The 22,759-nt window shown below is 74.9% G+C and carries 27 protein-coding genes and 1 pseudogene; 16 read left to right on the forward strand and 12 right to left on the reverse strand.

The genetic code is table 11. The features are described from left to right. Positions 1-22 precede the first annotated feature (22 nt). Together GKE82_RS07635 and grxD are read left to right on the forward strand one after the other, a co-directional pair. Positions 23-253 carry a BolA family protein gene (locus tag GKE82_RS07635; RefSeq protein WP_107570315.1) on the forward strand — a complete coding sequence of 77 codons (231 nt, stop codon included), beginning with the start codon at positions 23-25 and terminating at the stop codon, positions 251-253. A 2-nt stretch (positions 254-255) separates the two neighbouring features. Then, positions 256-648, forward strand: coding sequence for a Grx4 family monothiol glutaredoxin (gene grxD / locus GKE82_RS07640; protein WP_154732893.1), 393 nt, complete (start codon positions 256-258; stop codon positions 646-648). A gap of 31 nt (positions 649-679) precedes the next feature. On the opposite strand, the gene GKE82_RS07645 is transcribed toward grxD, so the two are convergent. Continuing rightward, positions 680-2,476: a hypothetical protein gene (locus GKE82_RS07645; RefSeq protein WP_154732894.1), complete on the reverse strand. Its 1,797-nt coding sequence runs from the start codon at positions 2,474-2,476 to the stop codon at positions 680-682. A 95-nt stretch (positions 2,477-2,571) separates the two neighbouring features. Here GKE82_RS07645 and mtnA point away from each other — a divergent pair, with 95 nt between their 5' ends. From mtnA to GKE82_RS07685, 8 genes are read left to right on the forward strand one after another with little or no spacing between them, the layout of a single operon-like run. Further along, entirely contained in the window at positions 2,572-3,588 is a 1,017-nt protein-coding gene (gene mtnA / locus GKE82_RS07650) for an S-methyl-5-thioribose-1-phosphate isomerase (protein WP_255450873.1), read from the forward strand. Further along, positions 3,585-4,550: an alcohol dehydrogenase catalytic domain-containing protein gene (locus tag GKE82_RS07655; protein WP_154732896.1), complete on the forward strand. Its 966-nt coding sequence runs from the start codon at positions 3,585-3,587 to the stop codon at positions 4,548-4,550. Before mtnA ends, GKE82_RS07655 begins: the two co-directional genes overlap by 4 nt. After that, positions 4,550-5,479 (forward strand): zinc-binding dehydrogenase, encoded by a 930-nt coding sequence (locus tag GKE82_RS07660; RefSeq protein ID WP_154732897.1) that lies wholly within the window; start codon positions 4,550-4,552, stop codon positions 5,477-5,479. Before GKE82_RS07655 ends, GKE82_RS07660 begins: the two co-directional genes overlap by 1 nt. Positions 5,480-5,519: 40 nt before the next feature. Continuing rightward, on the forward strand, positions 5,520-6,005 hold the full coding sequence (locus GKE82_RS07665) for a methylated-DNA--[protein]-cysteine S-methyltransferase (RefSeq protein WP_154732898.1): 486 nt from the start codon (positions 5,520-5,522) through the stop codon (positions 6,003-6,005). Beyond that, positions 6,002-6,844 carry an AlkA N-terminal domain-containing protein gene (locus GKE82_RS07670; RefSeq protein ID WP_154732899.1) on the forward strand — a complete coding sequence of 281 codons (843 nt, stop codon included), beginning with the start codon at positions 6,002-6,004 and terminating at the stop codon, positions 6,842-6,844. The genes GKE82_RS07665 and GKE82_RS07670 overlap by 4 nt, the downstream gene beginning before the upstream one ends. An 8-nt stretch (positions 6,845-6,852) precedes the next feature. Further along, entirely contained in the window at positions 6,853-7,110 is a 258-nt protein-coding gene (locus GKE82_RS07675; RefSeq protein WP_107570323.1) for a glutathione S-transferase N-terminal domain-containing protein, read from the forward strand. A gap of 9 nt (positions 7,111-7,119) precedes the next feature. Then, positions 7,120-7,980: a DegV family protein gene (locus GKE82_RS07680; protein WP_107570324.1), complete on the forward strand. Its 861-nt coding sequence runs from the start codon at positions 7,120-7,122 to the stop codon at positions 7,978-7,980. 34 nt (positions 7,981-8,014) lie between these two features. Then, positions 8,015-9,169, forward strand: coding sequence for an AI-2E family transporter (locus GKE82_RS07685; protein WP_230316116.1), 1,155 nt, complete (start codon positions 8,015-8,017; stop codon positions 9,167-9,169). Here the strand turns inward: GKE82_RS07685 and GKE82_RS07690 are convergent. Genes GKE82_RS07690 through GKE82_RS07715 form a run of 7 tightly spaced genes read right to left on the reverse strand, consistent with a single transcriptional unit; the run spans position 9,136 to position 13,629 of the window. Beyond that, entirely contained in the window at positions 9,136-11,010 is a 1,875-nt protein-coding gene (locus tag GKE82_RS07690) for a glycoside hydrolase family 2 TIM barrel-domain containing protein (protein WP_154732900.1), read from the reverse strand. The genes GKE82_RS07685 and GKE82_RS07690 overlap by 34 nt on opposite strands. A 33-nt stretch (positions 11,011-11,043) precedes the next feature. Continuing rightward, positions 11,044-11,277 carry a DUF3618 domain-containing protein gene (locus GKE82_RS07695; RefSeq protein ID WP_107570327.1) on the reverse strand — a complete coding sequence of 78 codons (234 nt, stop codon included), beginning with the start codon at positions 11,275-11,277 and terminating at the stop codon, positions 11,044-11,046. Then, complete coding sequence (locus GKE82_RS07700) at positions 11,274-11,711, reverse strand: phage holin family protein (protein WP_107570328.1); 438 nt, start codon at positions 11,709-11,711, stop codon at positions 11,274-11,276. The genes GKE82_RS07695 and GKE82_RS07700 overlap by 4 nt, the downstream gene beginning before the upstream one ends. Before the next feature lie 2 nt (positions 11,712-11,713). Beyond that, positions 11,714-12,016: a hypothetical protein gene (locus GKE82_RS07705; protein ID WP_154732901.1), complete on the reverse strand. Its 303-nt coding sequence runs from the start codon at positions 12,014-12,016 to the stop codon at positions 11,714-11,716. Positions 12,017-12,018: 2 nt separating this feature from the next. After that, positions 12,019-12,153 carry a hypothetical protein gene (locus GKE82_RS29820; RefSeq protein ID WP_255450673.1) on the reverse strand — a complete coding sequence of 45 codons (135 nt, stop codon included), beginning with the start codon at positions 12,151-12,153 and terminating at the stop codon, positions 12,019-12,021. Positions 12,154-12,175: 22 nt separating this feature from the next. Further along, entirely contained in the window at positions 12,176-12,787 is a 612-nt protein-coding gene (locus tag GKE82_RS07710; RefSeq protein WP_107570330.1) for a TetR/AcrR family transcriptional regulator, read from the reverse strand. A 14-nt stretch (positions 12,788-12,801) separates the two neighbouring features. Next, positions 12,802-13,629 carry a carbon-nitrogen hydrolase family protein gene (locus GKE82_RS07715; protein ID WP_154732902.1) on the reverse strand — a complete coding sequence of 276 codons (828 nt, stop codon included), beginning with the start codon at positions 13,627-13,629 and terminating at the stop codon, positions 12,802-12,804. 52 nt (positions 13,630-13,681) lie between these two features. Between GKE82_RS07715 and GKE82_RS07720 the strand changes: the two genes are divergently transcribed. Beyond that, positions 13,682-14,566 (forward strand): DUF2804 domain-containing protein, encoded by an 885-nt coding sequence (locus GKE82_RS07720; RefSeq protein WP_154732903.1) that lies wholly within the window; start codon positions 13,682-13,684, stop codon positions 14,564-14,566. A gap of 133 nt (positions 14,567-14,699) precedes the next feature. Beyond that, on the forward strand, positions 14,700-15,383 hold the full coding sequence (locus GKE82_RS07725; protein WP_107570333.1) for a hypothetical protein: 684 nt from the start codon (positions 14,700-14,702) through the stop codon (positions 15,381-15,383). A 57-nt stretch (positions 15,384-15,440) separates the two neighbouring features. On the opposite strand, the gene GKE82_RS07730 is transcribed toward GKE82_RS07725, so the two are convergent. Together GKE82_RS07730 and GKE82_RS07735 are read right to left on the reverse strand one after the other, a co-directional pair. Further along, a complete protein-coding gene (locus GKE82_RS07730; RefSeq protein ID WP_146175422.1) occupies positions 15,441-16,121 on the reverse strand; it encodes a MerR family transcriptional regulator in 681 nt (226 codons plus the stop codon). 20 nt (positions 16,122-16,141) lie between these two features. After that, positions 16,142-17,032, reverse strand: a complete 891-nt coding sequence (locus GKE82_RS07735; RefSeq protein WP_154732905.1) for a 3-keto-5-aminohexanoate cleavage protein — start codon at positions 17,030-17,032, stop codon at positions 16,142-16,144. Positions 17,033-17,123: 91 nt separating this feature from the next. Between GKE82_RS07735 and GKE82_RS07740 the strand changes: the two genes are divergently transcribed. The 3 genes and pseudogenes from GKE82_RS07740 to GKE82_RS31270 all read left to right on the forward strand — a co-directional run. Beyond that, positions 17,124-17,522, forward strand: coding sequence for a low affinity iron permease family protein (locus GKE82_RS07740; RefSeq protein ID WP_107570336.1), 399 nt, complete (start codon positions 17,124-17,126; stop codon positions 17,520-17,522). Positions 17,523-17,545: 23 nt separating this feature from the next. Beyond that, complete coding sequence (locus GKE82_RS07745) at positions 17,546-18,784, forward strand: helix-turn-helix domain-containing protein (protein ID WP_309233485.1); 1,239 nt, start codon at positions 17,546-17,548, stop codon at positions 18,782-18,784. 104 nt (positions 18,785-18,888) lie between these two features. Further along, a pseudogene (locus GKE82_RS31270) lies at positions 18,889-19,596 on the forward strand (fatty acid desaturase); the annotation flags it as partial. A gap of 246 nt (positions 19,597-19,842) precedes the next feature. On the opposite strand, the gene GKE82_RS07755 reads toward GKE82_RS31270, so the two are convergent. Together GKE82_RS07755 and GKE82_RS07760 are read right to left on the reverse strand one after the other, a co-directional pair. Continuing rightward, positions 19,843-20,634 (reverse strand): arginase family protein, encoded by a 792-nt coding sequence (locus tag GKE82_RS07755; RefSeq protein WP_154732906.1) that lies wholly within the window; start codon positions 20,632-20,634, stop codon positions 19,843-19,845. Next, complete coding sequence (locus tag GKE82_RS07760) at positions 20,631-21,413, reverse strand: enoyl-CoA hydratase-related protein (protein ID WP_309233486.1); 783 nt, start codon at positions 21,411-21,413, stop codon at positions 20,631-20,633. The genes GKE82_RS07755 and GKE82_RS07760 overlap by 4 nt, the downstream gene beginning before the upstream one ends. Positions 21,414-21,533: 120 nt before the next feature. On the opposite strand from GKE82_RS07760, the gene GKE82_RS07765 reads away from it, so the two are divergent. Then, positions 21,534-22,727 (forward strand): acyl-CoA dehydrogenase family protein, encoded by a 1,194-nt coding sequence (locus GKE82_RS07765; protein ID WP_154732909.1) that lies wholly within the window; start codon positions 21,534-21,536, stop codon positions 22,725-22,727. Positions 22,728-22,759 lie beyond the last annotated feature (32 nt).

Below are 22,759 nucleotides of genomic sequence, written 5' to 3' on the forward strand. Positions count from 1 at the left end.
TGCGCTACGCTCGGACGCAGAAATGCCCAGTGCAGATGAGCTCAAGGCCCGCATCGAGGCCGCCCTTCCCGGCTCGACCGCCGAGGTCGAGGACTGGACCGGTGGCGGGGACCACTTCCGCGCGACGGTCGTCGCGCCGCAGTTCGCGGGCCTCAGCCGCATCGCCCAGCACCGCCTCGTCTACGACGTCTTCGGCGCCGAGGTCGGTGGGCCGATCCACGCCCTGGCGCTCAAGACCCGACCCCCGGAGTGACCATGTCCGACAACCCGATCCGCGACGCGATCGCCGAGGCGATCCGCGAGAACCAGGTCATCCTCTTCATGAAGGGGACGCCCGACGCGCCCGCGTGCGGCTTCTCGGCCCGGACCGTCGCCGCCCTCCAGGCGCTGAACGCGCCGTTCGCCGCGGTCGACATCCTGCCCGACCCGCGCATCCGCCAGGAGCTGTCGGCGCTGTCCGACTGGCCGACCATCCCGCAGCTGTTCGTCGGCGGCGAGCTCGTCGGCGGCTGCGACATCGTGACCGAGATGTACGAGTCCGGCGAGCTCGCCGAGACCCTCGGCGTCGACGCGCCGGCCGGCCCGGCGGAGGCCCCGGCCGCCGACGCCGGCCCGGCCCCGCTGGGCATCGAGAACCGCCTGTCCTAGGCGGTCCTGCGGTCCTCCCGCGGCCGTCGGGCTACGGGAGGACCCGCACGCGGACGGTGGCCGAGCCGCCGATCCGCAGCGCCGGATCCCGGAACGTCTCGCGCGGGCGCTGCGCCACGCCCTCCGGCCCGGACGGCAGGCTCGAGCCGCCCCCCTCCCCGAGCAGCGCCGCGAGGTCGTCCTCGGGGCTCGACTCCTGGGTCAGCGGCTGGAAGCTCGTCGTGATGCCGTCGTAGCGGCCGAACGCCCCGAACGCGGTCGCGAGCTGCGCGACCGTCTTGGGCGTCTGCTCCTCGGTGTCCTCGCCGCTGTCGGAGAGGTCGAGCACGCCGGTCAGCTCGTCCCCGAGCGAGGCGCCCGCGTCCGGGTCGGTGCCGGTCAGCGTCAGGCGGCGCGTGCCGGTCGGCATGCCGCGCGGGACCTTCACCGCGATCGTGCGCGTGAGCGCCGCCCCACGCGAGCGCTGCAGCGACAGCCGCACGCGCAGCGTGCCGCCGCGTCGCACGGACGCCGGTGCGGTCGCCCGGCGGATGAACGCCTGCGGGTAGGCGCGGCTGAGCTTCAGGTTCGCCTCGACCTTCGTGATCGTCAGCGTGCCGAACTCGAACGAGTCGAGCAGCGAGACCGCGCTGGTCACGTCGGCGAGCATCGCCGCGTTCGGGCCCGGGCCGCCGCCCACGTAGGTGTTGCAGAACCGCATCGGCTTCGGGAGCTCCCGGACCTCGACGCGCAGGCACAGCGACCCGGACTGGCGGGCGGGCGCGCCGCTCAGCGTCGCGAAGGCCGCGTTGCCCAGCGCGGCGACCGCGGTGAGGGCGAGCGGCGAGCCGCCCGTCGGGAGGCCGAGCGCCGACTCGTCGGCGACGACCGTCTCCTGCGTGCGGACCTTGCCGGTGTCGCGGTCGGTGGCGACGACGCGCAGCGGGAAGCGGGTGGGCAGCGCGCCGACGCGGCCGACGACCGCGCTGTTGGCGTCGTTGGTGAGCGTCCCGACCGCGTGACCGGGCGCCGCGAGCTTGTAGGTCGACAGGTCGCCGGACGCGACCGGGTTGTTGATCACCGTGTAGACGTAGGCGTCCTGCAGCAGCAGGTTGCGCCGGCCGACGCCGTCGAGCGGGTGGCCGAAGGCCCACACGCGGTCGCCGTCCACGTAGGCGACGGTGCCGACCGCGCCGACGGTGACCGCGCCGGTGGCGTAGCCGACCGCGACCGCGGCCCCGGGGACGAGCGGCTGCACCGGGAAGTCGAACACCGAGCGCGGCGCGAGCGCCTCGGTCACCACGATCGGGCGCTTGGCGCGGGCCGCGGCCGCGCGCAGCCGGGCGGCGAGCGGGGCGGGCACGCCGCTGATCGTCAGCGGGCCGTCGAGCGAGCGGGCGCGGCGCAGCAGCGGCGCGTTGCGCGTGGCCGCGGCGGGCGGGTCGACGGGCTCCCCGAGGATCTGCTCGATCGGCGTCGCGAGGGCGACCTTGCCGCCGTACTCGCCGATCCCCTCGGAGATCGCGCCGATGATCCGCATCGTGCCCGCCGCGTCCGGGCAGCGGATCGGCGAGCCGGAGAAGCCCGGGCCGATGCCGGTCGCGTCGATCGCCGGGCCCGAGGCGCGGAAGAGGATCCGCGGGGACTCCGCGGCGCGGTCGCCGCTGACGACGTCGAGGACCTCGATGTCGAAGGTCGAGATCGTCGTGCCGCGCACGACGGAGGAGGCCTGGCAGAGCATCCCCTGGCGCACCTGGTCGAGCGGCATGGTCGGCTCGCCCTGCGCGAGCGCCGGGGCGGGGACCGCCGCGGCGAGCAGGAGGGCGGCGGTCAGGATCGGTCGGCGCACGGCGCGCACGCTACTGCCTGCGCGGGCGGCGCGACGCGGGTGCAGGCGTAGGATCACGCCGATGCCGCCGCACGCCGAGGCCCCCCGTCCGTGCCCTGTCCTGGGACGGGGAGCAGCTGCTGCTCCTCGACCAGACGATGCTCCCCCATGAGGAGCGTTGGCTGACGCTCCGCGACGCGGAGGCGGTCGCGGTCGCGATCGAGCGGCTCGCGGTGCGGGGCGCACCGAACATCGGGATCGCGGGCGCGTACGGCCTGGCGCTCGCACTGACCGGCCGGCCGGACCTCGGCACGCTCGAGTCCGCGTGGGAGCGGCTGCGCCACGCCCGCCCGACCGCCGTGAACCTCGCCTGGGCGGTGGACCGCGTGCGGGACGCCGCGCTCGCCGCCGGTCCCGCGCGCATGGCCGCCGCCGCCCGCGCCGAGGCGCAGGCCGTCCACGCCCTCGAGGACGCCGCCAGCGCCGCGCTCTGCACCGCGGGCGCCACGCTCCTCGCCGAGCTGCTGCCGCGCACGCCGCGCCGGATCCTCACCCACTGCAACACCGGCGCGCTCGCGACCGGCGGCGCGGGCAGCGCGCTCGGGGTGATCGCGGCGCTGGCCGGGCACGGGCCCGTCGAGGTGCTCGCCTGCGAGACCCGGCCGCTGCTCCAGGGCGCGCGCCTGACCGCCTGGGAGCTCGGCCGCCTGGGCCTGCCCCACGCGGTCCTCGCCGACGGCGCCGCCGCCGGCCTGATCGCGCGCGGCGAGGTCGACGCGGTGATCGTCGGCTGCGACCGCGTCGCCGCCAACGGCGACACCGCCAACAAGGTCGGCACCTACGCGCACGCGCTCGCCGCCGCCGCGGCGGGGATCCCGTTCCTCGTCGCCGGACCGACCACGACGATCGACGCCGCACTGCCCGACGGCGCCGGCATCGTCATCGAGGAGCGCGCCGCCGAGGAGGTCACGCACCTGGGCGGCGTGGCCATCACCCCGCCGGGGACCCCGGCCCGCAACCCGGCGTTCGACGTCACGCCCGCGGCGCTCGTGACCGCCCTCGTCACCGAGGCGGGCGTCGCCTCCCCCGTGGACCGCGCCACGGTCGCCGCGCTGCTGGGGGCCTCCGCATGAGGGTCGCGCTCTCCACCACCCCCCACGACGTGACCGTGCAGGAGCGCCCCGACCCGGTCGCCGGCCCGGGCGAGGTCGTCTGCCGCGTGCTCGCGTGCGGGGTCTGCGGCTCGGACGTCAGCACCGCCTGGGTGGCGCGCAAGGTGCCGGTCGTCCTGGGCCACGAGCTGTGCGGCGAGGTCGAGCAGGTCGGCGAGGGCGTGCGCACCGTCGCGCCCGGCGACCGCGTCGTCATCCACCACCACGCCCCGTGCGGGGAGTGTCGCCGCTGCCGCCGCGGGCACGAGACGCTCTGCGACCGCTTCCGCACGACGGCGCTGGACCCCGGCGGGTTCGCCGAGCGGGTCCGCGTCCCCGCCGACCTCGTCGAGGAGCTGCTGCCGCTGGGCGACCTCGACGTCGAGCGGGCGACGTTCGTGGAGCCGCTGGCCTGCGTGCTGCGCGCGCTCGACCGCGTCGGGCTGCGGGCCGGCGACTCGCTGCTGGTCGTCGGCGCGGGCACGAGCGGCCTGCTGGCGATCGCCGCGGCGCACGCCCGCGCCGTCGAGGCGGTCTGGATCCGCGAGCCGCGCCCGGAGCGGCTGCAGCTCGCGACCACGCTGGGCGCCACCCGGCACGCCGACGAGCTCGTCGACGTCGCGCTCGTCTGCACCCCCGCCCGGGCCGCGATCGCCGACGGGGCCGCCGCCGTCGCTCCCGGCGGCGCGCTGTGCCTCTACGCGCCACCCGCCCCGGGCGAGCGCCTGGACCTCGACGCGTTCGCCACCTACATGGGCGAGGTCGAGGTCCACGCCAGCTACTCGGCCGGGCCCGCGGACATGCGGGCGGCGCTCGCCCTGCTGGCCTCCGGCGCCGTCGACCCGCTGCCGCTGGTCACCCACCGGCTGCCGCTGGAGCGGACCGCCGAGGCGCTCGAGCTGCAGCGCGGCGGTGGCGCGGTGAAGGCCCTGGTGCTGCCCTGATGCGCGCCGCGGTCCTGACCGCGCCCGGGACGCTCGAGGTCATGGACGTGCCCGAGCCCCGGGGCGAGGTGCTCGTCGAGGTCCGGGCCGCCACGGCGTGCGGCACCGACCTGAAGATGCTCCGCCACGGCCACCGCGTGCTCGGCCCCTACCCGGCCCGCTTCGGGCACGAGATGGCCGGCGTGCGACTGGACACCGGCGACCCGGTGCTCGTCGGCGACTCCGCGGCGTGCGGGAGCTGCGCGCCGTGCCTCGCGGGCCGCGCCCAGATCTGCCGCGACATGACCTGGATCCTCGGGGGCTTCGCCGAGCGGATCGCCGCCCCGGAGGCGGCGCTGCACACGCTGCCGCCGGGGCTCGACTTCGCGGTCGCCGCGGTCGCCGAGCCGCTCGCCGCCTGCATCCACGCCGTCGCGCGCGGGACCGACGCCGAGGACTGCGCGGTGCTGGGCGGCGGCACGATGGGCCTGATGCTCGCCCGGCTGCTCGTCCTCGAGGGCCGCCGCGTCACGCTCGTGGACCGCCACCCCGAGCGCCGCGCGCAGGCGACCGGCCTCGGGGCGGTCGCCGTCGAGCGGTTCGACCGCGCGCACGCCCTCGTCTTCGAGGCCGTCGGCCGCCCGCAGGCGTGGGCCGACGCCGTCGGCGCCGCGGCCCCCGGCGGGTGCGTCGTGCTCGTCGGCGGCTGCCCGTCGGGCACCGCCGCGCCGCTGCCCACCGGCCCGCTGCACTACGAGGAGCTCGACGTGCGCGGCGCGTTCCACCACGACCGCCTCGAGGTCGACCGGGCGCTGTGGCTGCTCACGCGCGGCCAGGTCGACCCGCGCGAGCTGCTGCTGCCCGCCATCGGGCTCGGGGAGCTCGCCGCCGCGCTGCAGGCGCCTGGCGGCGGCGCCGCGCGGAAGATCGTCGTCGACCCCTCGCGCTGAGCCGACCTCACGCCCGCGGCCGCCCCGCCGTTGTCCGACCATGAGCCGCCTCGTCACCACCGTCCACCACTCCCCGCTGGGGCCGCTGCGGCTCGTCGCGAGCGCGGCGGGCCTGCGCAGCCTGCACTTCCGCCAGCACCGCCACGCCCCGCCCGCCGACCCGTCCTGGACGACCGACGCGGCCGCGTTCACCGCGGTCTGCGCACAGCTCGACGCGTACTTCGCCGGGGAGCTGCAGGACTTCGACGTCCCGCTGGACCCGGCGGGCACCCCGTGGCAGCGGCAGGTCTGGCGCGCGCTCGCCGACGTCCCGTACGGACGGACGACGAGCTACGGCGCGCTCGCCGCGCGGCTCGGGCGGCCGACCGCGTCCCGCGCCGTCGGCCTGGCCAACGGCCGCAACCCGCTGTCGATCGTCGTCCCGTGCCACCGCGTCGTCGGCGCGGACGGCCGCCTCGTCGGCTACGGCGGCGGCCTCGCGCGCAAGGAGCACCTGCTGCGGCTCGAGGGCGCGCTCGCCGCGTGAGCACGGCGCTCCCGGTCCGGGCGCCGTTCGACGGCGACGCGCTGCTGGCCTGGCTCGCGGCGCGCGCCGTCCCCGGCGTCGAGGAGGTCGACGGGTGCCGCTACCGGCGGCTGCTCGGCCCGGACGTCGTGCTCGAGCTCGAGCTCGGCCGCGACCGCGCCGTGCACCACGCCGGGCCGGTCGACGCCGCCCTCGCGCTCACCGCGGCCGACGAGGACCCCGCGGCGGCGGGCGCCCTCCTGCGGGCCGACCCGGCGCTCGCGCCGCTGCTCGCCGCCCGCCCCGGGCTGCGCGTCCCGGGCGCGGTCGACGCCGCGGAGCTCGCCGTGCGCGCGGTGCTCGGCCAGCAGGTCTCGCTCGCCGCCGCGCGCACGCTCGCCGGTCGGCTCGCCGTCGCGCACGGCACGCCGCGGGCCGGGTCCGGCTCGCCGGGAGCGCTCACCCACGCCTTCCCGACGCCGTCGGCGCTCGCCGCGCTGGACCCCGCAACGCTCCCGATGCCGCGGTCGCGGGGACGCACCGTCGTCGCGCTCGCCGCCGCGCTGGCCGACGGCACGCTGCGGCTGGACCCCGCCCGTCCCGACGCCACCCGCGCGGCGCTGCTCGCCGTCCCCGGCATCGGCCCGTGGACCGCCGACTACGTGGCCCTGCGCGCGCTGCGCGACCGCGACGCGTTCCCCGCCTCCGACCTCGTCCTGCGCCGCACCGCGCAGGCCCTGGGCCTGCCCGGGGACGCGCGCGGCCTGCTCGCCCACGCCGAGCGCTGGCGCCCGTACCGCGCCGCCGCGGCGCAGCACCTCTGGGCCGCTGCCGCGGCCGGCCCGCCGGCGCCGCGATAATCGCCGCCATGGCGACCCTCTACCGCTGCCGCACCCCGACCGACTGGCTGTGCCCGTGCGGGCGCGTGGCGCGCGAGCTGCGCCGGGCCGGCGAGGAGGTCACCGAGGTCCGCGTCCCCTGGCGCAAGGACGACCGGGGCGAGGTCGCCGCCCTCACCGGGCAGCGGCACGTGCCGGTCGCGGTGATCGACGGGGACGCGATCTGCGACTCCAAGCGGGTCGTCGAGCACCTGCGCTGGCGTGCCTCCGGCGGGGCGGCTGAGTAGGGTCGCCCCATGGCCGTCGCGATCGTCACCGACACCACCCACTACTGCCCCGCCGAGGTCCTCGCCGCGCACGGCGTCCAGCAGGTCAGCCTCTACATCAACGACCGCGGCTCCACCGTCCGCGAGGTCGACCTCACCGACCTCGACGGCTACTACGAGCGGCTGAAGGACCAGACGAGCGTCCCGACGACCTCGCAGCCGTCCGTCGGCGACTTCCTCGCCGTCTACGAGCCGATCGCCCAGCAGGGCGACGACATCGTCTCCGTGCACCTGTCCGCCGCGCTCAGCGGCACGTCCCAGGCCGCACGGCAGGCGGGCGACGAGATCCAGGAGCGCTACCCGGGCCGCCGCGTCGAGGTGCTCGACTCGCGCAGCGCCTGCGCCGGCCTCGGCGGGATCGTGCTCGCCGCCGCGGCGGGCGCGCGGGCGGGCAAGGACGTCGACGCCGTCCTCGCGCATGCCCGGGACGCCCTCGCCGCCGGCAAGGTCTGGTTCGCGATCGACACGCTCGAGTACCTGCGCCGCGGCGGGCGGATCGGCAGCGCCCAGGCGTGGATCGGCGGCGCGCTGAAGATCAAGCCGATCCTCACCTGCGACGGCGACATCCAGCCCGTCGAGCGCGTCCGCACGAGCGGGAAGATGTTCGAGCGGATGGTCGGCTACCTGCAGGAGCTGAAGGACGCGGGCGCCGACTGCTGGTACATCCAGCACATCCAGACGCCCGACAAGGCCCGGGAACTCGTCGACCGCGGCGAGGCGATCATGGGCGTCCCGCCGCTGTTCGTCGGCCAGCTCGGCCCGGTCATCGGCACGCACCTCGGCCCCGGCATGCTCGGGGTCGGCGGGATGCCCGCCCGCCTGCACGCCTGAGGCGTCCGGGCCCGCTGCGATGCTGGCCGGGCGCATGCCCGAGCCAGCCGCTCCCGTCCCGTCCCCGCTGGCGAGCCTGACGGCGGGGCGCCAGATCGCCCGCAACGTCCTCGTCGTCCTCGCGGTCGTCGGCGTCCTGTACCTCGTCTGGCTGCTGCGCACGCCGCTGGGCTGGCTCGTGCTCGCGACGTTCCTCGCGGTCGCGATGTCCGGGCCGGTCAACCTCCTGTCGCGGTTCATGAAGCGCGGCCTGGCGATCGCCACCGCCTACCTCGGGCTGATGCTCGTGCCGGTGCTGCTGGCGCTGATCGTGATCCCGCCGTTCGTCAACCAGGGCACCGAGCTCGTCGAGGACTTCCCCGGGTACGCGCGGGACATCGAGCAGTTCGTCAGCGAGAACGAGACGCTGCAGGACCTCGACGACAAGTACGACGTCGTCGCGAAGCTCCAGGAGGAGGCGGAGAAGCTGCCCGCCCGCGTCGGCGACGCGGCGACGCTGCTGAGCGACCTCGGGCTCGGGCTCGTGAACAGCGGCTTCGCGCTGTTCAACATCCTGATCCTGTCGATCTTCCTCGTCAGCAGCGGGCCCGCGTGGGCGGCGCGCGTGGTGCAGATGCAGCCCGAGCACCGCCGCGACCGGCTCGACCGCACGCTGCGCCGCATGGCCGACGCCGTCGGCAACTACATCGGCGGCGCGCTGCTCCAGGCGACCGTGGCCGCGGTCCTCACCTACGTCGTCCTGCGGATCCTCGGGATCCCGTTCGCCGCCCCGCTGGCGATCATCGTCGGCGCCTTCGACCTGATCCCGCTGATCGGCGCGACGATCGGGGCGGTCGTCGTCGCGCTGGTGACGCTGTTCATCGACTTCCCGACGGCCACGATCGTCTGGGTGATCTGGTCGGTCATCTACCAGCAGCTGGAGAACAACGTGATCCAGCCGCAGATCCAGAAGCGCGCGGTGGACATCCACCCGTTCGTCGTGATCATGGCCGTGCTGTGCGGCAGCACCCTGTTCGGGGTCCTCGGGGCGCTGCTGGCGATCCCGGTCGCCGCGTCGATGCAGATCGCGCTGCTGGAGTACCTGCAGTTCCGGCGGGAGTCCCGGCTGCTCGCCGCGCTCGCGCCGCTCCCGCTCCCCGAGGAGCCCGAGGCGCCTCAGCCGCCGCGCGGCACCCTCGCGAACGCCTGACGGACCGCGCCCACCGCCTCCTTCGCCGTCCCGTCGAAGCGGAACAGGCCCTTCTCGCTCAGCGGGCCCGAGAGCCGCAGCTGCGGCTGGCGGCGTCCGAGGCTGCCGCCCGCGAAGCCCGGGGAGACCGCGTAGTCCCGCAGCGTCCAGACGAGCATGCCGGCCACGTCCGGGCGCGCCGCGTAGAGGGCGATGCGGCGCCGCAGCAGCGCCGCCTGGTAGGCGAAGCCGCCCGGCTGCGCGGTCGGGTTCTGGGCGTTGCCGTTGGCGCCGAACTCGGTGACGACGATCGCCTTGGACGGGAACAGGCGCCGCAGCTGCTCGACGCGGCGCACGACCTCGGCGTCCTGCACGGCGACCGGCTCCTGCGGCAGCTCGGCGATCCCGACGTACTCGGTGAAGCCGACCGCGTCGAGCCGCGCGTAGGCGGGGCCGCGCTCGCGCGGGAGGTGCGTGCCCCACACGTCCGTGGCGACGAGCACCCCGGGGGTCCGCCGCTGCAGGATGCCTGCCATCCGCTCCAGGAAGCCCGCCTGGCCGTCGGGGTGCCCCTGGCCGGCGAGCTCGTTGGTCAGCGACCATGCGGCGATCGACGAGTGCGCGGCCATGCGGTCGACGTCGCGGAGGATCCGCGCCCGCGCGCGGCGTGCGCGCTGCGGGGTCTGCGCCCAGAACCGCCCGGCCTTGTCGAACGGGCCGACGAGCTGCCAGACGAGGATCCCGGCCTCGTCGAGCATCGTCAGCATCGCGTCGGAGAGCGGATGCTGGCTGCGGACCGTGTTGGCCCCGGTCGCCCGGATCTCGCGCAGGATCTCGCGGCGGTCCCGCGGGGTGAGCGCGTCGCCGTGCCCGCGCGCGTCCGGGGGCAGGCCGACGCCGAGCATCCGGAACGGCCGGCCGTTCAGCCGCAGCCGCCCGTCGCGCGTGACGCGCAGGTCGCGCAGCCCGACGCGGCGCTCGAGGCCGGGAGCGTCCGCGCCCGCGGTGTCGGCGCGCAGGCGCAGCGTCTGCAGGCGCGGCCGGCCGGGCGCCCACAGGGCCGGCGTCGGCAGGTCCACCCGGGCGGACGTGCGGGCCGTCCCGCCCGCCGCCAGTGCGACGGCCGGGAACGTCACCGGGGTGTCCCCGAGCGTGCCGCGGACCGTGGTGCGCGGGCCCGTCGGCGGGCCCGCCCCGCGGGCCCGCAGGCGCACGGTGAGCGTCGCGCGGGCGCTGCCGTCGCGGCGCACGCGCGTGGTCAGCGCGACGAGCTGCAGCTCGACGGGGGCGACCTCGCGGGCGGTCACCTCCCAGTTGGGGCCGCCCCAGTTCCACCAGGCGCGGTCGTGGCCGGCGCGGGCCTGGCCCTCCGGGTTCTCCCAGTCGGCCCGCAGCATCACCGGGTGCCGGCCGGCGGGCAGGTCCGCGACGCAGTCGAACGGCTCGTAGGCGCCGACGTGCTCGCACGCCTCGCGTCCGGCGATCCAGACGGTCGCGCGGTACCCGACCGAGCCGAAGCGCACGGCGACGCGTCCCGCGCGCGGGACGGTCAGGGTCGTGCGCCACCAGCCGACCGAGCCGGCGAACGAGCGGAACCCGGCTCGGCCGCCGACGACGCGGCGCTCGGCCGCACCGGGGACGGCGACGGGCCGCATCGCGGGCGGGTCGGTCGCCCAGCCCGCGCGCAGCCCGACGTCGCGCGGGTCGGCGACGTGCTCCCAGCCGCCGAGCGCGACCGCGGGCGTCGCGCGCCCGGTCCCGGCCGTCCCGCCCGGACCGTCGCCGTCGTCCCGGCCCAGGACGAGCATCGCCCCCGCCGCGAGCGCGACGAGGGCGATGAGCAGGACGGCGAGACGGGGCATCGGATGCTCCAACGCCCGGCGGGGCCGGAGGTTCTAGCGGCGGGAGCGCCGCCGGAACAGCCCGCCGATGGCGGCGATGCCGCCGCCGAGCACGAAGCCGGTGACCGCGGCGCCGATCAGCACCTCGCGCTGGTGCAGCGCGACCTGCTTGCGCCAGTTGGTGACCTCGGCCACCTCGGCGCGCAGCGTGTCGAGCGACGCGGCGAGCTCCATGCGGTTCTGCTGGATCGAGGCCCGGATCTCCTCGGGCGTGCGCTGGCCGCTCACGACCCCACCTCGTCCTTGGAACCGGCGTTCTCGAAGGTCTCCTTGATCAGCTTGGCCTCCTCGATGGCCATCGTCGGCTTCGGATCCTTGCCCGCCTTGACGAGCTTCGCGGCGAGGAAGCCGGCGACGCCCGCGAGCAGGAAGAAGATCGCGGCCAGCGTGAAGAAGCCCCAGAAGTACGCGAGGTCCGCGACCGGGAGCAGGTAGTAGAGGAGCCACGCGAGCCCCTGGATGAGGACCATGAGGCCCACGAGCGCGAACGACCCGGCGGCGACGCCGATGACCGCGCCCCGCCCGAGCTTCGTGACCTTCTGGGTCACCTCCGCCTTGGCGAGCTCGATCTCCTCGCGAACGAGGATCTGGGCCTTCTCGGTGACCTCCTGGATCGCCTGGGCGATCTGGGCGGTGCTCTGCTGCGGCTGCTGGTCGGCCATGGCTATCGCCGTCCCAGGCGCTTGAGGATCAGGGCCGCGAGGAAGCCGCCGGCGAGCGCGCCGCCGATCAGCACCTCGGGCTTCTCGGTCGGCAGCGTGACGGGGCCGCCCTCGGGGGCGGGCGGGCCGTCCGCGGAGGGCGGCGGCACGGCCTGCTGGCCGCCGGACGGCGGCGGCACGGGCGTCGGCTCCGGCGGGGGCGCGGGCGCGGCGAACAGCGCCGTCGTCTCCGTGTCCTCGGTGGCCGCGGCCGCGTCGGTCGCGGCCTCCTCCTCGGTGGTCTTGTCGGTCTGGTCGTCGCTCATGGTCACTCCGGTGGCTCCTCACCGAACACGCGCAGGTAGATCAGGGCGGCGACCCGATGCGCGGCGATGCTGGCGAGCGCACCCACGCCGGCGAGGATGCCGGACCAGGCGAGACGCTTGACGAGCTCGTTCTCCATTGCGGTGATCCTATGGGAGAGCTCAGGCGGAGCGGGCGTCGAGGCCGCCGCAGATGGTCTCGACGATCAGCGTCTTGGCCTGCTCGGCCTCCGCCTCGCCGAACGGGAGCAGCTCGAAGATCCAGCTGGTGAGCACCTGCTCGATCGCGCCGTAGAAGGCCATCGCGGCGAACTGGGAGGTCACGTCACCGCGGATCTCCCCGCGCTCCTGCCCGTGCTCCACGATCCGCGCGATGCCCTCGTAGGCACCGCGGATCTCCTGCAGGTGCGTCTGGCCGAACGAGTTCGCCGCGCGCGTGACCTCGACGATGATCACCTTCATCAGCTCGGGGTCGTGCCGGTAGCTGTCGAAGATGAACGAGGTGATCTGGCGGAGCTTGTCGCGGGTCGGCATGTCGCGCCCGTCGACGTCCTCGATCAGCGCCGTCATCAGCGACCAGCGGTCGCGGAACAGCGTGTCGAGGACCTCGTCCTTGCTGCGGAAGTAGTGGTAGACGAGGCCGTAGGCGACGCCCGCCTCGTCGGCGATGTCGCTGACGCGGCAGGTGTGGAAGCCCTGCCGCGCGAACACGCGCACGGCCGCGTCCAGGATGAGACGGCGCTTCTCGGCCGCGGTGGTCTTGGAGGTCGCCATGGAAGTCCCCTGCTCTAGGTCGGCCACGCGTAGGCGTGCGGGCGGCGGTGGTGCAGGACGGGCAGGTCGCGGCGGATGCGGTCCTGCCCGTCGAGGTCGAGGTCGGCGAGGACGTGGCCCTCGCGGTCGGGCTGCTGCGCGAGGACGACGCCCCACGGGTCGACGATCGTTGAGCGCCCGCCGGTGCGCAGGCCCGGGGCGTGCTCGCCGACCTGGTTGGCGGCGAGCACGAAGCACTGGTTCTCGATCGCGCGGGCCCGCAGCAGCGGCTCCCAGTGCTCGCGCGTGGTCGCCAGCGTGAAGGCGGAGGGCACGAGGAGGATCCGCGCGCCGCGGAGCGTGAGCACGCGGTAGAGCTCGGGGAAGCGCAGGTCGTAGCAGACGCTCATGCCCAGGCCGGTGCCGTCGGCGGCGGTGGTGAGCACCGCCTCGTCGCCGGGCCGCTCGTGCTCGCTCTCGCGGTAGCTCGTGCCGTCGACGTCGACGTCGAACGGGTGGATCTTGCGGTAGGTCGCACGCAGCTCCCCTTCGGGGCCGACGTGCACGGACGTGTTGCGGGTCCGGGCGTCGGCGTCGTCCGCGGCGGGCGCCTCGGCCATCGATCCGGCGACGAGGTCGATCCCGAGCTCGCGCGCGGTCGCGCGCGCCCAGGCGACCGCCTCCCCGTCCAGCGGCTGCGCCAGCGCGGCGACCTCGCGTGCGGGCCCGTAGGCCGTCCACTTCTCCGGCAGCAGCACGAGCTGCGCCCCGTCGGCTGCGGCGGCGCGGACGTGGCGGTCCGCGGCGGCGACGTTGCGGGCGACGTCCGTGGTGCTGGTGAGCTGGATGACGGCGGCGCGCATGGCGGTCGGACGTTGACTGACGAGTCAATCGCCATCGGGAACAATAGCCCGCATGCCGCCCGTCCCGCCCGCCAGGATCGTGCTTCCCGCCGGTGACGCCGCGGCGGGTCGGGGGCGCGACGCGCTGGCGGCCGGCGTCGCCGCCGGCCTGCTGCCCCCGGCCAGGATGCCACTCGTGCACGACCGGCGCCCGCTGAAGCGCTGGCGCTACGTCGGCGTCTACGGACCGGAGCTGATGCTGTGCGCCGGGCGGGTCGTGCTCGGCGGCGCCCCGCAGGCGTTCTGGGCCGTCTGGGACCGCGAGGCGCAGCAGCTGCACGAGCGCACGTCGTTCTCCCCCACCCGCGTGCGGCTGCCCGACGGCGGCGTCGGCGTGCGCGACCGCGGCGTCGAGATCGACCTGCGGATCGACCGCGACGGCGACGCGGTCGAGACGGTGTCCCGGCACGGGCGCTCCCACATCTGGACGCGCAAGCAGGGCGCTGCCGCCCGCGGCACCGTGACGATCGACGGGCGCACCCGGCACCTGGTCGGGCGCGCGCTGATCGACGACTCCGCCGGCTACCACGCGCGCACGACCGACTGGGAGTGGGCGGCGGGGATCGGCGCGACCGCCGACGGCGTCGCGCTGACCTGGAACCTCGTGACCGGGATCCACGACGCGCCGACGGGCTCCGAGCGCACGGTCTGGGCCGACGGCGTGGCGACCGAGGTCGGGCCCGTCCGCTTCGCCGCGGACCTCGCGACCGTGGCCTTCGCGGAGGGCGACGAGCTGCGGTTCCACGCCGAGGCCGAGCGCACCCGCCGCGACCGCGTCGGGCCGTTCGTCAGCAGCGACTACCGCCAGCCGTTCGGCAGCGTCTCCGGGACGCTCCCCGGCGGGCACGTCCTCGCCGCCGGCTTCGGGGTCATGGAGCGCCATCACGCCCGCTGGTGAGCCCCCGACACACCGCGGGAAGGTGCGTCCGCGGCCGTGGGCGGCGCACCGTCTCGGGGTATCGTGTGTTCCAGGGAACATGCGCGCCATCCTGGCGCGTCCACGACCGTCCATCAGAAGCAGGGGAGCATCCATGAAGATCTCGCGTCCGAGTCCGGCGCTCATCGTCTCGATCGTCGCCCTCGTGGTGGCCTGCGCCGGGACCGCGACCGCCGCCTCGGTGCTCATCAAGAACAGCTCGCAGATCGCCACCGGCGCGGTGACCAGCAGCGACGTGAAGAACGGCTCGCTGATCGGTGCCGACCTGAAGAACCGCACCGTCACCGGCTCGAAGATCGCGGCCAACACGATCGGCGCGGACAAGCTCGCCCCGGTCGTCCGCAACACGCTGCAGGGCCAGGGCCTGACCGGCACCGAGGCCGTCCGCAAGGCCGGTCCGGAGAACGTCGCCGCCGGTGGCGCGACGATCACCCGCATCACGCAGCTGCAGCCGGGCACGTACTTCCTCGCCGCGAAGACGACGATCACCGGCGTCGCCGGGGACCTCGGCCTCGGCGAGCTGCTGCGCCCGAACAAGACCGCCAGCGCGGAGTGCACGCTCGAGGTCGGCGGCGACGTCGACAAGGCCCGCACGGTCGTCGCCTCCCCCGGCGCCGAGACCCCGCAGACCGTCAACCTGCAGATGACCCGCACGATCGGCGCGCCGACCGACGCGATCCTCACCTGCTCGGTGACGAACGTCCCGTGGCGCGCCTCGGACAGCTCGATCGTCGCGCTGAAGCTCCAGGGCTCCACGCGCGTCGACACCGCCGGCTGAGCCGGACCCCTCCAGGCGGGCGGCGCGCGCCGTCCGCCCCGCCCGCGCGGCCCGCCCTCAGCGGCGGCCGCGCTGGCGCTCGAGCTCGCGCAGCAGCAGCTTCGAGTGCATCGCCCCGACGAGCTCGCGCAGCGGCTCGGCCCCGGTGGCCAGCAGCTCCGCCGCCCGGTCGGCGTCGACCTTGCCGGCGAGCCGGTCCAGCAGCGCCCGGACCTCCTCCTGCACGAGCGGCTCGAGCGCCTCGAGGTAGCGGACCGTGTCGTACACGGTGAAGCCGAGCGCCTCGTCGTAGCCGCCCGCCCGGAAGCGGCTGAACGCCGCCACGATCGCGACGTCGTCGGGGTCGTAGCCGCGGCTGGTCGGGCTCAGCACCCCGATCTCCGCGAGTCGCTCGAGGACGTTCTCCGGCACGTCGTAGCGGCGCCGGACCTCCGCGGCGCTGATGCGCTGCGCGCGGGCGCCGTGGTCGAGCGCCCGCTCGAGGATGCGGTCCTCCAGCTCGACGAGCGCCGCGGCGCGCTCGGGGTCGGCGTCCATCATGCCCTTGATCACGCGCAGCGGCATGAACCGGTCCTCCTGCAGGCGCTTGATCAGCTGCAGGCGCTCGACGAAGTGCGGCGGGTAGTAGGCCATGTTCCGCGAGGTGCGGACGATCCCGTCGTCGCCGAGGAGCCCCTCGCGCAGGTAGTGCTTGATCGTGCCGGCCGAGACGCCCGAGCGCTCGGCCAGCTCGCTCATCTTGAGGAGCCCGTCCTCGTTCACACCGACCCGGCCCTGGCGGGCAGGTGCAGCGCGGCGCGCGCCTCCTGCACGGTCGCGGGACGGCGGCCGGCGTCGAGCGTCATCTCGCGGGCCTTGGCGATGAGGTCTCCATTGGAGCGGGCCATCGTGCCGTCCGGGAGGTAGAAGTTGTCCTCCAGGCCGGCGCGGACCGAGCCGCCGAGCGCCAGCGCCGCCGCGAGCATCGTCCACTGCACGCGGCCGATCCCGATGACCCCCCAGTGGTGCGGGCCGCCCGGGATCTCGGCGAGGTTGTCGGCCATCACCGCGAGGTTGCGCGCCGTCGGCGGGATCCCGCCGGTGACGCCCATGACGAAGTCGGCGTGCAGCGGCGTGGGCAGCGCGCCCATCTCGACCAGCGGCGCGAGCGAGCCGACGTGCCCGACGTCGAAGCACTCGTGCTCGGGCTTGATCCCCAGCCGGTTCATCGCCTCGAGCAGCGCGAGGATCTCGCTGAACGGGTTCTGGAAGACGAAGTCGAACACGAACTCACGGCGCCGCGCGGAGTACTTCGCGTAGTTCATCGAGCCCATGTTCAGGGCGGCGACCTCGGGCAGGCCGGCCTCGAGGTAGGCGATGCGCTTCTCGACGCTCACCCCGACGGTGCCGGTGGAGAAGTTGATGATCGCCGCGTCGCCGATCTCGTCGACGATCGCCTCGCGGATCGCGACGAAGTCGTCGATCTCGTAGCTCGGCTCACCGGTCGGGGTGCGCGCGTGGATGTGGATGTGGACGGCGCCCTCGTCGACCGCGCGGCGGGCCTCGGCCGCGTACTCGGCGGGCGTGTACGGGATCGCGGGACACTGGTCGCGGTTGGCGATCGATCCGGAGATCGAGCAGCAGATGACGACCGGGTGGTCGAGGCTCATGGGGCGGGGACTCCTGGGAGTAGAACGTTCCACTTCCCACTCTGCCCGCGTCCGACGTCGGGGTCAAGCCCGCATCGGGTACACCGTGGGGATGAGCGACCGCCCCGCGCGCGCCGAGGGCGCCGACACCGACCACCGCAGTCCGTTCGAGCGCTTCGTCGAAGCCGCCCAGCAGCACGTCTCGCGCCCGTGGTTCTTCGCCGCGATGGCGACCTTCATCCTCGCATGGGCGATCAGCGCCCCGCTGCTCTTCCACGACCTCAAGAGCGCCGCGGCCGTCCTGCACGTGGTCTCCAGCTGCATCTCGCTGCTGCTCCTCGCGCTGCTGGAGAACGCGGGCCGCCGCTCCGAGGAGGCGTCGCACGAGAAGCTCAACACGCTCGCCGAGGCGCTTGGCGCGCTCATGGACAGCCGCGCCGCCGAGGATCCCGAGCTGCACGAGCACGCCCGCCGGCTGCGCGACGCCGTCGGCCTGGAGGAGCGCCACTGAGCGCGGCGTGCGAGGCTGCGCCCGTGCCCGCCGACGCACCCCCCACCCAGGTCACCGTCGACGAGGCGCGCGAGCTCGCCGCGACCTGGGCCCGCGGCCTGGACCGGCTGGCCGCCGACATGTACGCGTTCCTCGTCCAGCACATCCCCGAGGCCGCCGAGCCGGACCTCGCCGGCCTGACGCTCGCCTCGTGCGCGTCGAACGTCGAGGCGATCCTGTCGATGATCCGCCACGGCATCCCCGTGTCGGCGACCGAGGCGCCCGTCGCCGCGCTCGAGCACGCCCGCCGCATGGCGGTGCGCGGCCGTGGCGTCGACGCGACCCTGCGGTTCTACCGGCTCGGGCACGCGCACCTCTGGGAGCAGTGGAGCGCGGCGCTCGCCGCGGCCGTCCCCGACCGCGACCGGCTCGTGGTCGCCCTGCAGGAGACCGCGGCGTTCACGTTCCACTACATCGACCAGGTCAGCGCGCGCGTCGGCGCCGAGCACATCGCCGAGCGCGAGCGCCTGCAGCGGCGCGCCGCGCTCGTGCGCGCCGACGTCGTCCGGTCGGTCCTGGCCGGGGAGCGCGTCGACCCCGGCGCCGCCGAGCGCGCGCTGGGCCACCCGCTCGCCCCGCCGCACCTGGCGTTCGTCTGCTGGACCGCCGGTGACCCGGCCGCGCTCGAGCGCGCCGCCCAGGCGCTCGCGCAGGTGCTCGGCGGGCCCCGGCCGCTGCTCGTGCCCGACGGCCCGGCGGTCCTGGGCGTCTGGGCGATCGCCGGGCAGGGCCCCGTCCCGACCGACGCGCTCGCCCGCGCGGTACGCGACGCCGCCCCCGAGGTGCACGTGGCGTGCGGCGCCCCGGCCCCCGGGCTCGCCGGCTTCCGCGTGAGCCGCGAGCAGGCCGAGCGCGCCCGGCGCATCGCGGAGCTCGCGGACCGCCGGCCCGGCCTCACCGCCTACGCCGAGGTGGCGCTCGCCGACCTGCTCAGCCGCGACCTCGAGGCGGCGCGGGCGTTCGTCGCCGCGGAGCTCGGCGCGCTCGCCGACCCGCACGACGGGGCCGCCGGCCGCGCCCGCGAGGCCCTCGCCGCGGTGGTCGCGCCCGACGGCGGGATCGCCGCGGCGGCCCGGGCCCTGGACCTGCACCGCAACACGGTGCTGCAGCGGGTCCGCCGCGGCGAGGAGCTGCGCGGGCGCCCGCTGACCGAGCGACCGGCGGAGCTGCACGCCGCCCTGCTGCTGGCCCAGGTGCTCGGCCCGGCGGTCCTGCGCTCCTGAGAGTGTGCGATCCGCACACCGTGATGGGCAACGCGTCCGTTGCGAGCGGGACATGAGGCGCCGTACGGTGTGCCAACTGTCCGCTGAGGAGGCGCCGAACCCCGATGTCCACCCCCACCGAATCGCCCGTCACCGTCCGCCGCATCCCGAACCCCGCCGAGCCCGTCCCGGCCGTCGCGGTCCCGACGCTGCTGCTGCTCGTCGGCGGCCTCGCGCTGTGGACCGCCTCGACGGTGCTCTACCTCGCCGACGACCTCGCCTGGTGGGCGACGATCCCGCTGAACGCGCTCGCCGGGTACCTGCTCTTCACCGTCGCCCACGACGCCGGCCACCACTCGGCGTCGCGCATCACGTGGCTCAACGACCTGATGGGCCGACTCTCGACGCCGCTGTTCGCGCTGCACGCCGCGTTCCCCGTCTGGCGCTTCATCCACATGCAGCACCACCGCTTCACCAACCACGACGACGGCGACGACCCCGACCACTACACGATGCGCGGGCCCGCCTGGCAGAAGCCGCTGCGCTGGCTGAGCATCGACTACCACTACGTCGCCTTCTACCTGCCGAAGCTGCGGACCCGCAAGCGCGCCGAGCAGGTCGAGGGCGTCGTCTTCCTCCTGCTCGGGATCGCGGTCCCCGTCGCGCTGATCGCGACCGGCAACGTCGTCACCTGGCTGGTCGTGCTGTTCGTGCCGTCCCGCGTCGCGATCCTCTGGCTCGCCTACGCGTTCGACTACCTCCCGCACCACGGGCTGCACCACAAGCCCACCGAGGACCGGCTGAAGACCACGCGCAACCGCATCGGCGGCGAGCGCTGGGTCTCCCCCTGCTGCTATACCAGAACTACCACCTGGTCCACCACCTGCACCCGGTCGTCCCGTTCTACCGCTACATCGCGGTGTGGCGGCGCAACGAGCGCCAGTACGTCGACGGCGACCCGTCGCTCTCGACCCTCGGCGGGCGCGAGATCACCGCCGACGAGTACCGCCGGATGCGCGAGCTCGTCGAGCACCACTGAGCCGCGCGGCGCGGGGCGGCGGGCACCCCGCCGCCCCGCGTCAGACCTCGGCCAGCGGGCCGGCCGCGGCGGCGCAGAGCGCGAGCCGGTCCGGGGCGGCGAACGACGCGATCTCCGCCCCGACGAGCTCGGCCTCGCGGCACACGTCGCGCAGCAGCTGCTTGAGGGCGCCGTCGGTCAGGCCGCCGGCGGCCGGGAACTCGGTCGGCAGCAGCTCGGGGTCCAGCACGTCGAGGTCCAGGTGGACGAACACGGGCCGGCCCCGGACCGCGTCGAGCACCTGCGAGGGATGCTCGAGGATCTCGACCGCGAAGCCGTCGAGGAGGTCGCGCTCGGCGGCGTCGAGGTCGCGGACGCCGTGGAACACGATCTGGGAGGGGTCGAGCTTGGGCTCGGCGCCGAGCCCGTCGTCCCAGACGCCGCAGGCGGCCGCCAGGCACATCCCGCCGAGGTAGGCCGACGGCGTGGTGTCCGGGGTGTTGAAGTCGCCGTGGGCGTCGAGCCAGAGCACGACGGTGTCGGGCCGCTCGCGCAGCACCGCCGGGATCGTCGTGGTGCAGACGCTGCACGAGGCGGCGACGAGCACCGGCCGGTCCCCCTCGCGCAGGGCGTCCTCCACCTGTCCCCCGGCCTCCAGCAGGCAGCCGCGCCGCTCGCGCAGGTCGTCCTCGAAGCGGGCCGGCGACGCCTGCGCCGCCGAGCCGATCAGGCGCGGACCGTCCGCCATCCCGGCGGTGCGCGCGAGCAGCGAGGCGAGCGCCGCGGTGTCGTCCCCGGCGAAGTCGCGACGGTCGCTCGTCGGGCACAGCAGCCCGACGACCCGCACGCTCACCGGCCGGTCCAGACCGGGTCGCGCTTCTCGAAGAACGCCTTGACGCCCTCCTGGATGTCGTCGGTCGCGAAGGCGATCGTCAGCTGCGAGCGCAGGAAGTCCAGGGCGTCCTCGAACGGCTGGTCCATCTGGCGGTACATCGCGTCCTTGCCGAGCTTCATCATCAGCGGGGACTTCGCGGCCAGCCGCCCGGCCCACTCGGCGACCTTCGCGGCGTGCTCGTCGCGCGGCACGACGACGTTGACGATGTTCAGCCGCTTCGCCTCGTCGGCGTCGATGCGGTCGCCGAGGAACAGCAGCTCGTTGGTCGTCTTGCGCGGCACGTTGCGGTAGATCAGCGCGGCGATCATGAACGGGAAGACGCCGACGTTGATCTCGGGCGTGCCGAAGGTCGCCTTGTCCGACGCGACGATGAGGTCGCACGCGAGCGCGAGGCCGAACGCGCCGGCGAGGCAGTGGCCGTCGATCGACGCGATCACGGGCTTGCCGAGCTGGCCGATGAGCTTGAAGACCGAGGGGAACCGATCGGTGCCCCGGTGCTTGTGGACGAGCGGCGCGTCGGAGGCGAAGCCGGCGAGGTTGCCGCCGGCCGACCAGGTGGACTCGTGGGTGGAGGCGAGGACCACGACGCGGGCGGCGTCGTCGTCGCGGGCCGCGGCGAGCGCGGCGAGCAGGTCGGTCAGGAGCTCGTCGGACATCGCGTTGCGCGTGTCCGGCTGATCCATCGCGATGGTCGCGACGCCGTCGGTGACGTCGTACTGGAGCGTGTCGTAGGTCACACGCCGATCCTCGCACGTGGGCGGGGCCGCGCGCCGGGGTCGGCGACGGCGACCCGCCATGCGTGGAAAGTGGGAAGTGCCACTGTTTACTTTTGGGGCGGGCGGCGCTACCGTCGCGCCATGGCCACCACCGAGACGGTCCTCAAGCCCGACCACGCGGGCTCGCGCAAGCACTTCATCTTCACCGAGGAGCACGACCGCCTGCGCGAGTCGATCCGCGCGTTCGTCATCAAGGAGTGCGCGCCACACGCGGAGGAGTGGGAGGAGCAGACGTTCCCCGACTCGATCATCCGCCGCATGGGCGATCTCGGGTTCCTCGGCCTCGCGATGCCCGAGGAGTACGGCGGCCAGGGCGGCGACTACTACGCGAGCCTCGTGCTCGCCGAGGAGATGGCCCACGCCGACTGCGGCGGGCTCGCCATGGGCGTCGCCGTCCAGACCGACATGGCGATGCCGCCGATCCACCTGTTCGGCACCGAGGAGCAGAAGCAGCGCTGGCTCGTCCCGGCCATCAAGGGGGAGGCGATCCTCGCGCTCGGCATCACCGAGCCCGACGCGGGCTCCGACGTCGCCGGCATCAAGACCCGCGCCGTCTACGACGCCGCCACCGACGAGTACGTCATCAACGGCTCCAAGACCTACATCACCAACGGCCACCGCGCCGACGTGATCGTCCTCGTGACGAAGACCGACCCCGACGCCGGCCACGGCGGGATCACGCTGTTCCTCGTCCCGATGGACACGCCGGGCGTCATCCGCGAGCAGAAGCTCAAGAAGCTCGGCATGAACGCGTCCGACACCGCGCTGCTCGCCTTCCAGGACGTCCGCGTCCCGGCGAGCGCGATGCTCGGCGAGGAGGGCAAGGGCTTTTACCACATCAGCTGGGAGCTCCAGGGCGAGCGGCTGATCGGCGCCGCGGGCTGCGTCGCCGGGGCGCAGCGCGTCTTCGACCGCACGATGCAGTACGCGCTGGAGCGCAAGGCGTTCGGCCGCGAGATCGGCCGCTTCCAGGTCACCCGGCACAAGTTCGCCGAGATGGCCACGAAGATCGAGACCGCGCGGCAGATGGTCTACATGACCGCCTGGCGGTTCGAGAACGGCGAGTACCCGGTCCGCGAGATCTCGATGGCCAAGCTGTACGCGTCGCGGATCGCGGTCGAGGTCGCCGACGAGTGCATCCAGATCCACGGCGGCGCCGGGTACATGAAGGAGTACGGCATCGAGCGCGCCTGGCGCGACCTGCGGCTCAACCGCATCGGCGCCGGCACCGACGAGATCATGCTCGAGGTCATCGGGCGCTCGTACGGGCTGTGAGCGCGGGCTCGTCGGTCTCGTCGCCCGACGAG

Source organism: Conexibacter sp. W3-3-2 (genome assembly GCF_009707605.1).
In the GTDB taxonomy this organism is placed as follows: domain Bacteria; phylum Actinomycetota; class Thermoleophilia; order Solirubrobacterales; family Solirubrobacteraceae; genus Paraconexibacter; species Paraconexibacter algicola.

Coding starts and splice junctions, on each gene's coding strand:
- GKE82_RS07635 (WP_107570315.1), top strand. CDS start 23: ATGCCCAGTGCAGATGAGCTCAAGGCCCGCATCGAGGCCGCCCTTCCC.
- grxD (WP_154732893.1), top strand. CDS start 256: ATGTCCGACAACCCGATCCGCGACGCGATCGCCGAGGCGATCCGCGAG.
- GKE82_RS07655 (WP_154732896.1), top strand. CDS start 3,585: ATGAGGGTCGCGCTCTCCACCACCCCCCACGACGTGACCGTGCAGGAG.
- GKE82_RS07660 (WP_154732897.1), top strand. CDS start 4,550: ATGCGCGCCGCGGTCCTGACCGCGCCCGGGACGCTCGAGGTCATGGAC.
- GKE82_RS07665 (WP_154732898.1), top strand. CDS start 5,520: ATGAGCCGCCTCGTCACCACCGTCCACCACTCCCCGCTGGGGCCGCTG.
- GKE82_RS07675 (WP_107570323.1), top strand. CDS start 6,853: ATGGCGACCCTCTACCGCTGCCGCACCCCGACCGACTGGCTGTGCCCG.
- GKE82_RS07680 (WP_107570324.1), top strand. CDS start 7,120: ATGGCCGTCGCGATCGTCACCGACACCACCCACTACTGCCCCGCCGAG.
- GKE82_RS07685 (WP_230316116.1), top strand. CDS start 8,015: ATGCCCGAGCCAGCCGCTCCCGTCCCGTCCCCGCTGGCGAGCCTGACG.
- GKE82_RS07690 (WP_154732900.1), bottom strand. CDS start 11,010: ATGCCCCGTCTCGCCGTCCTGCTCATCGCCCTCGTCGCGCTCGCGGCG.
- GKE82_RS07700 (WP_107570328.1), bottom strand. CDS start 11,711: ATGGCCGACCAGCAGCCGCAGCAGAGCACCGCCCAGATCGCCCAGGCG.
- GKE82_RS07705 (WP_154732901.1), bottom strand. CDS start 12,016: ATGAGCGACGACCAGACCGACAAGACCACCGAGGAGGAGGCCGCGACC.
- GKE82_RS29820 (WP_255450673.1), bottom strand. CDS start 12,153: ATGGAGAACGAGCTCGTCAAGCGTCTCGCCTGGTCCGGCATCCTCGCC.
- GKE82_RS07710 (WP_107570330.1), bottom strand. CDS start 12,787: ATGGCGACCTCCAAGACCACCGCGGCCGAGAAGCGCCGTCTCATCCTG.
- GKE82_RS07715 (WP_154732902.1), bottom strand. CDS start 13,629: ATGCGCGCCGCCGTCATCCAGCTCACCAGCACCACGGACGTCGCCCGC.
- GKE82_RS07720 (WP_154732903.1), top strand. CDS start 13,682: ATGCCGCCCGTCCCGCCCGCCAGGATCGTGCTTCCCGCCGGTGACGCC.
- GKE82_RS07725 (WP_107570333.1), top strand. CDS start 14,700: ATGAAGATCTCGCGTCCGAGTCCGGCGCTCATCGTCTCGATCGTCGCC.
- GKE82_RS07730 (WP_146175422.1), bottom strand. CDS start 16,121: ATGAGCGAGCTGGCCGAGCGCTCGGGCGTCTCGGCCGGCACGATCAAG.
- GKE82_RS07735 (WP_154732905.1), bottom strand. CDS start 17,032: ATGAGCCTCGACCACCCGGTCGTCATCTGCTGCTCGATCTCCGGATCG.
- GKE82_RS07740 (WP_107570336.1), top strand. CDS start 17,124: ATGAGCGACCGCCCCGCGCGCGCCGAGGGCGCCGACACCGACCACCGC.
- GKE82_RS07765 (WP_154732909.1), top strand. CDS start 21,534: ATGGCCACCACCGAGACGGTCCTCAAGCCCGACCACGCGGGCTCGCGC.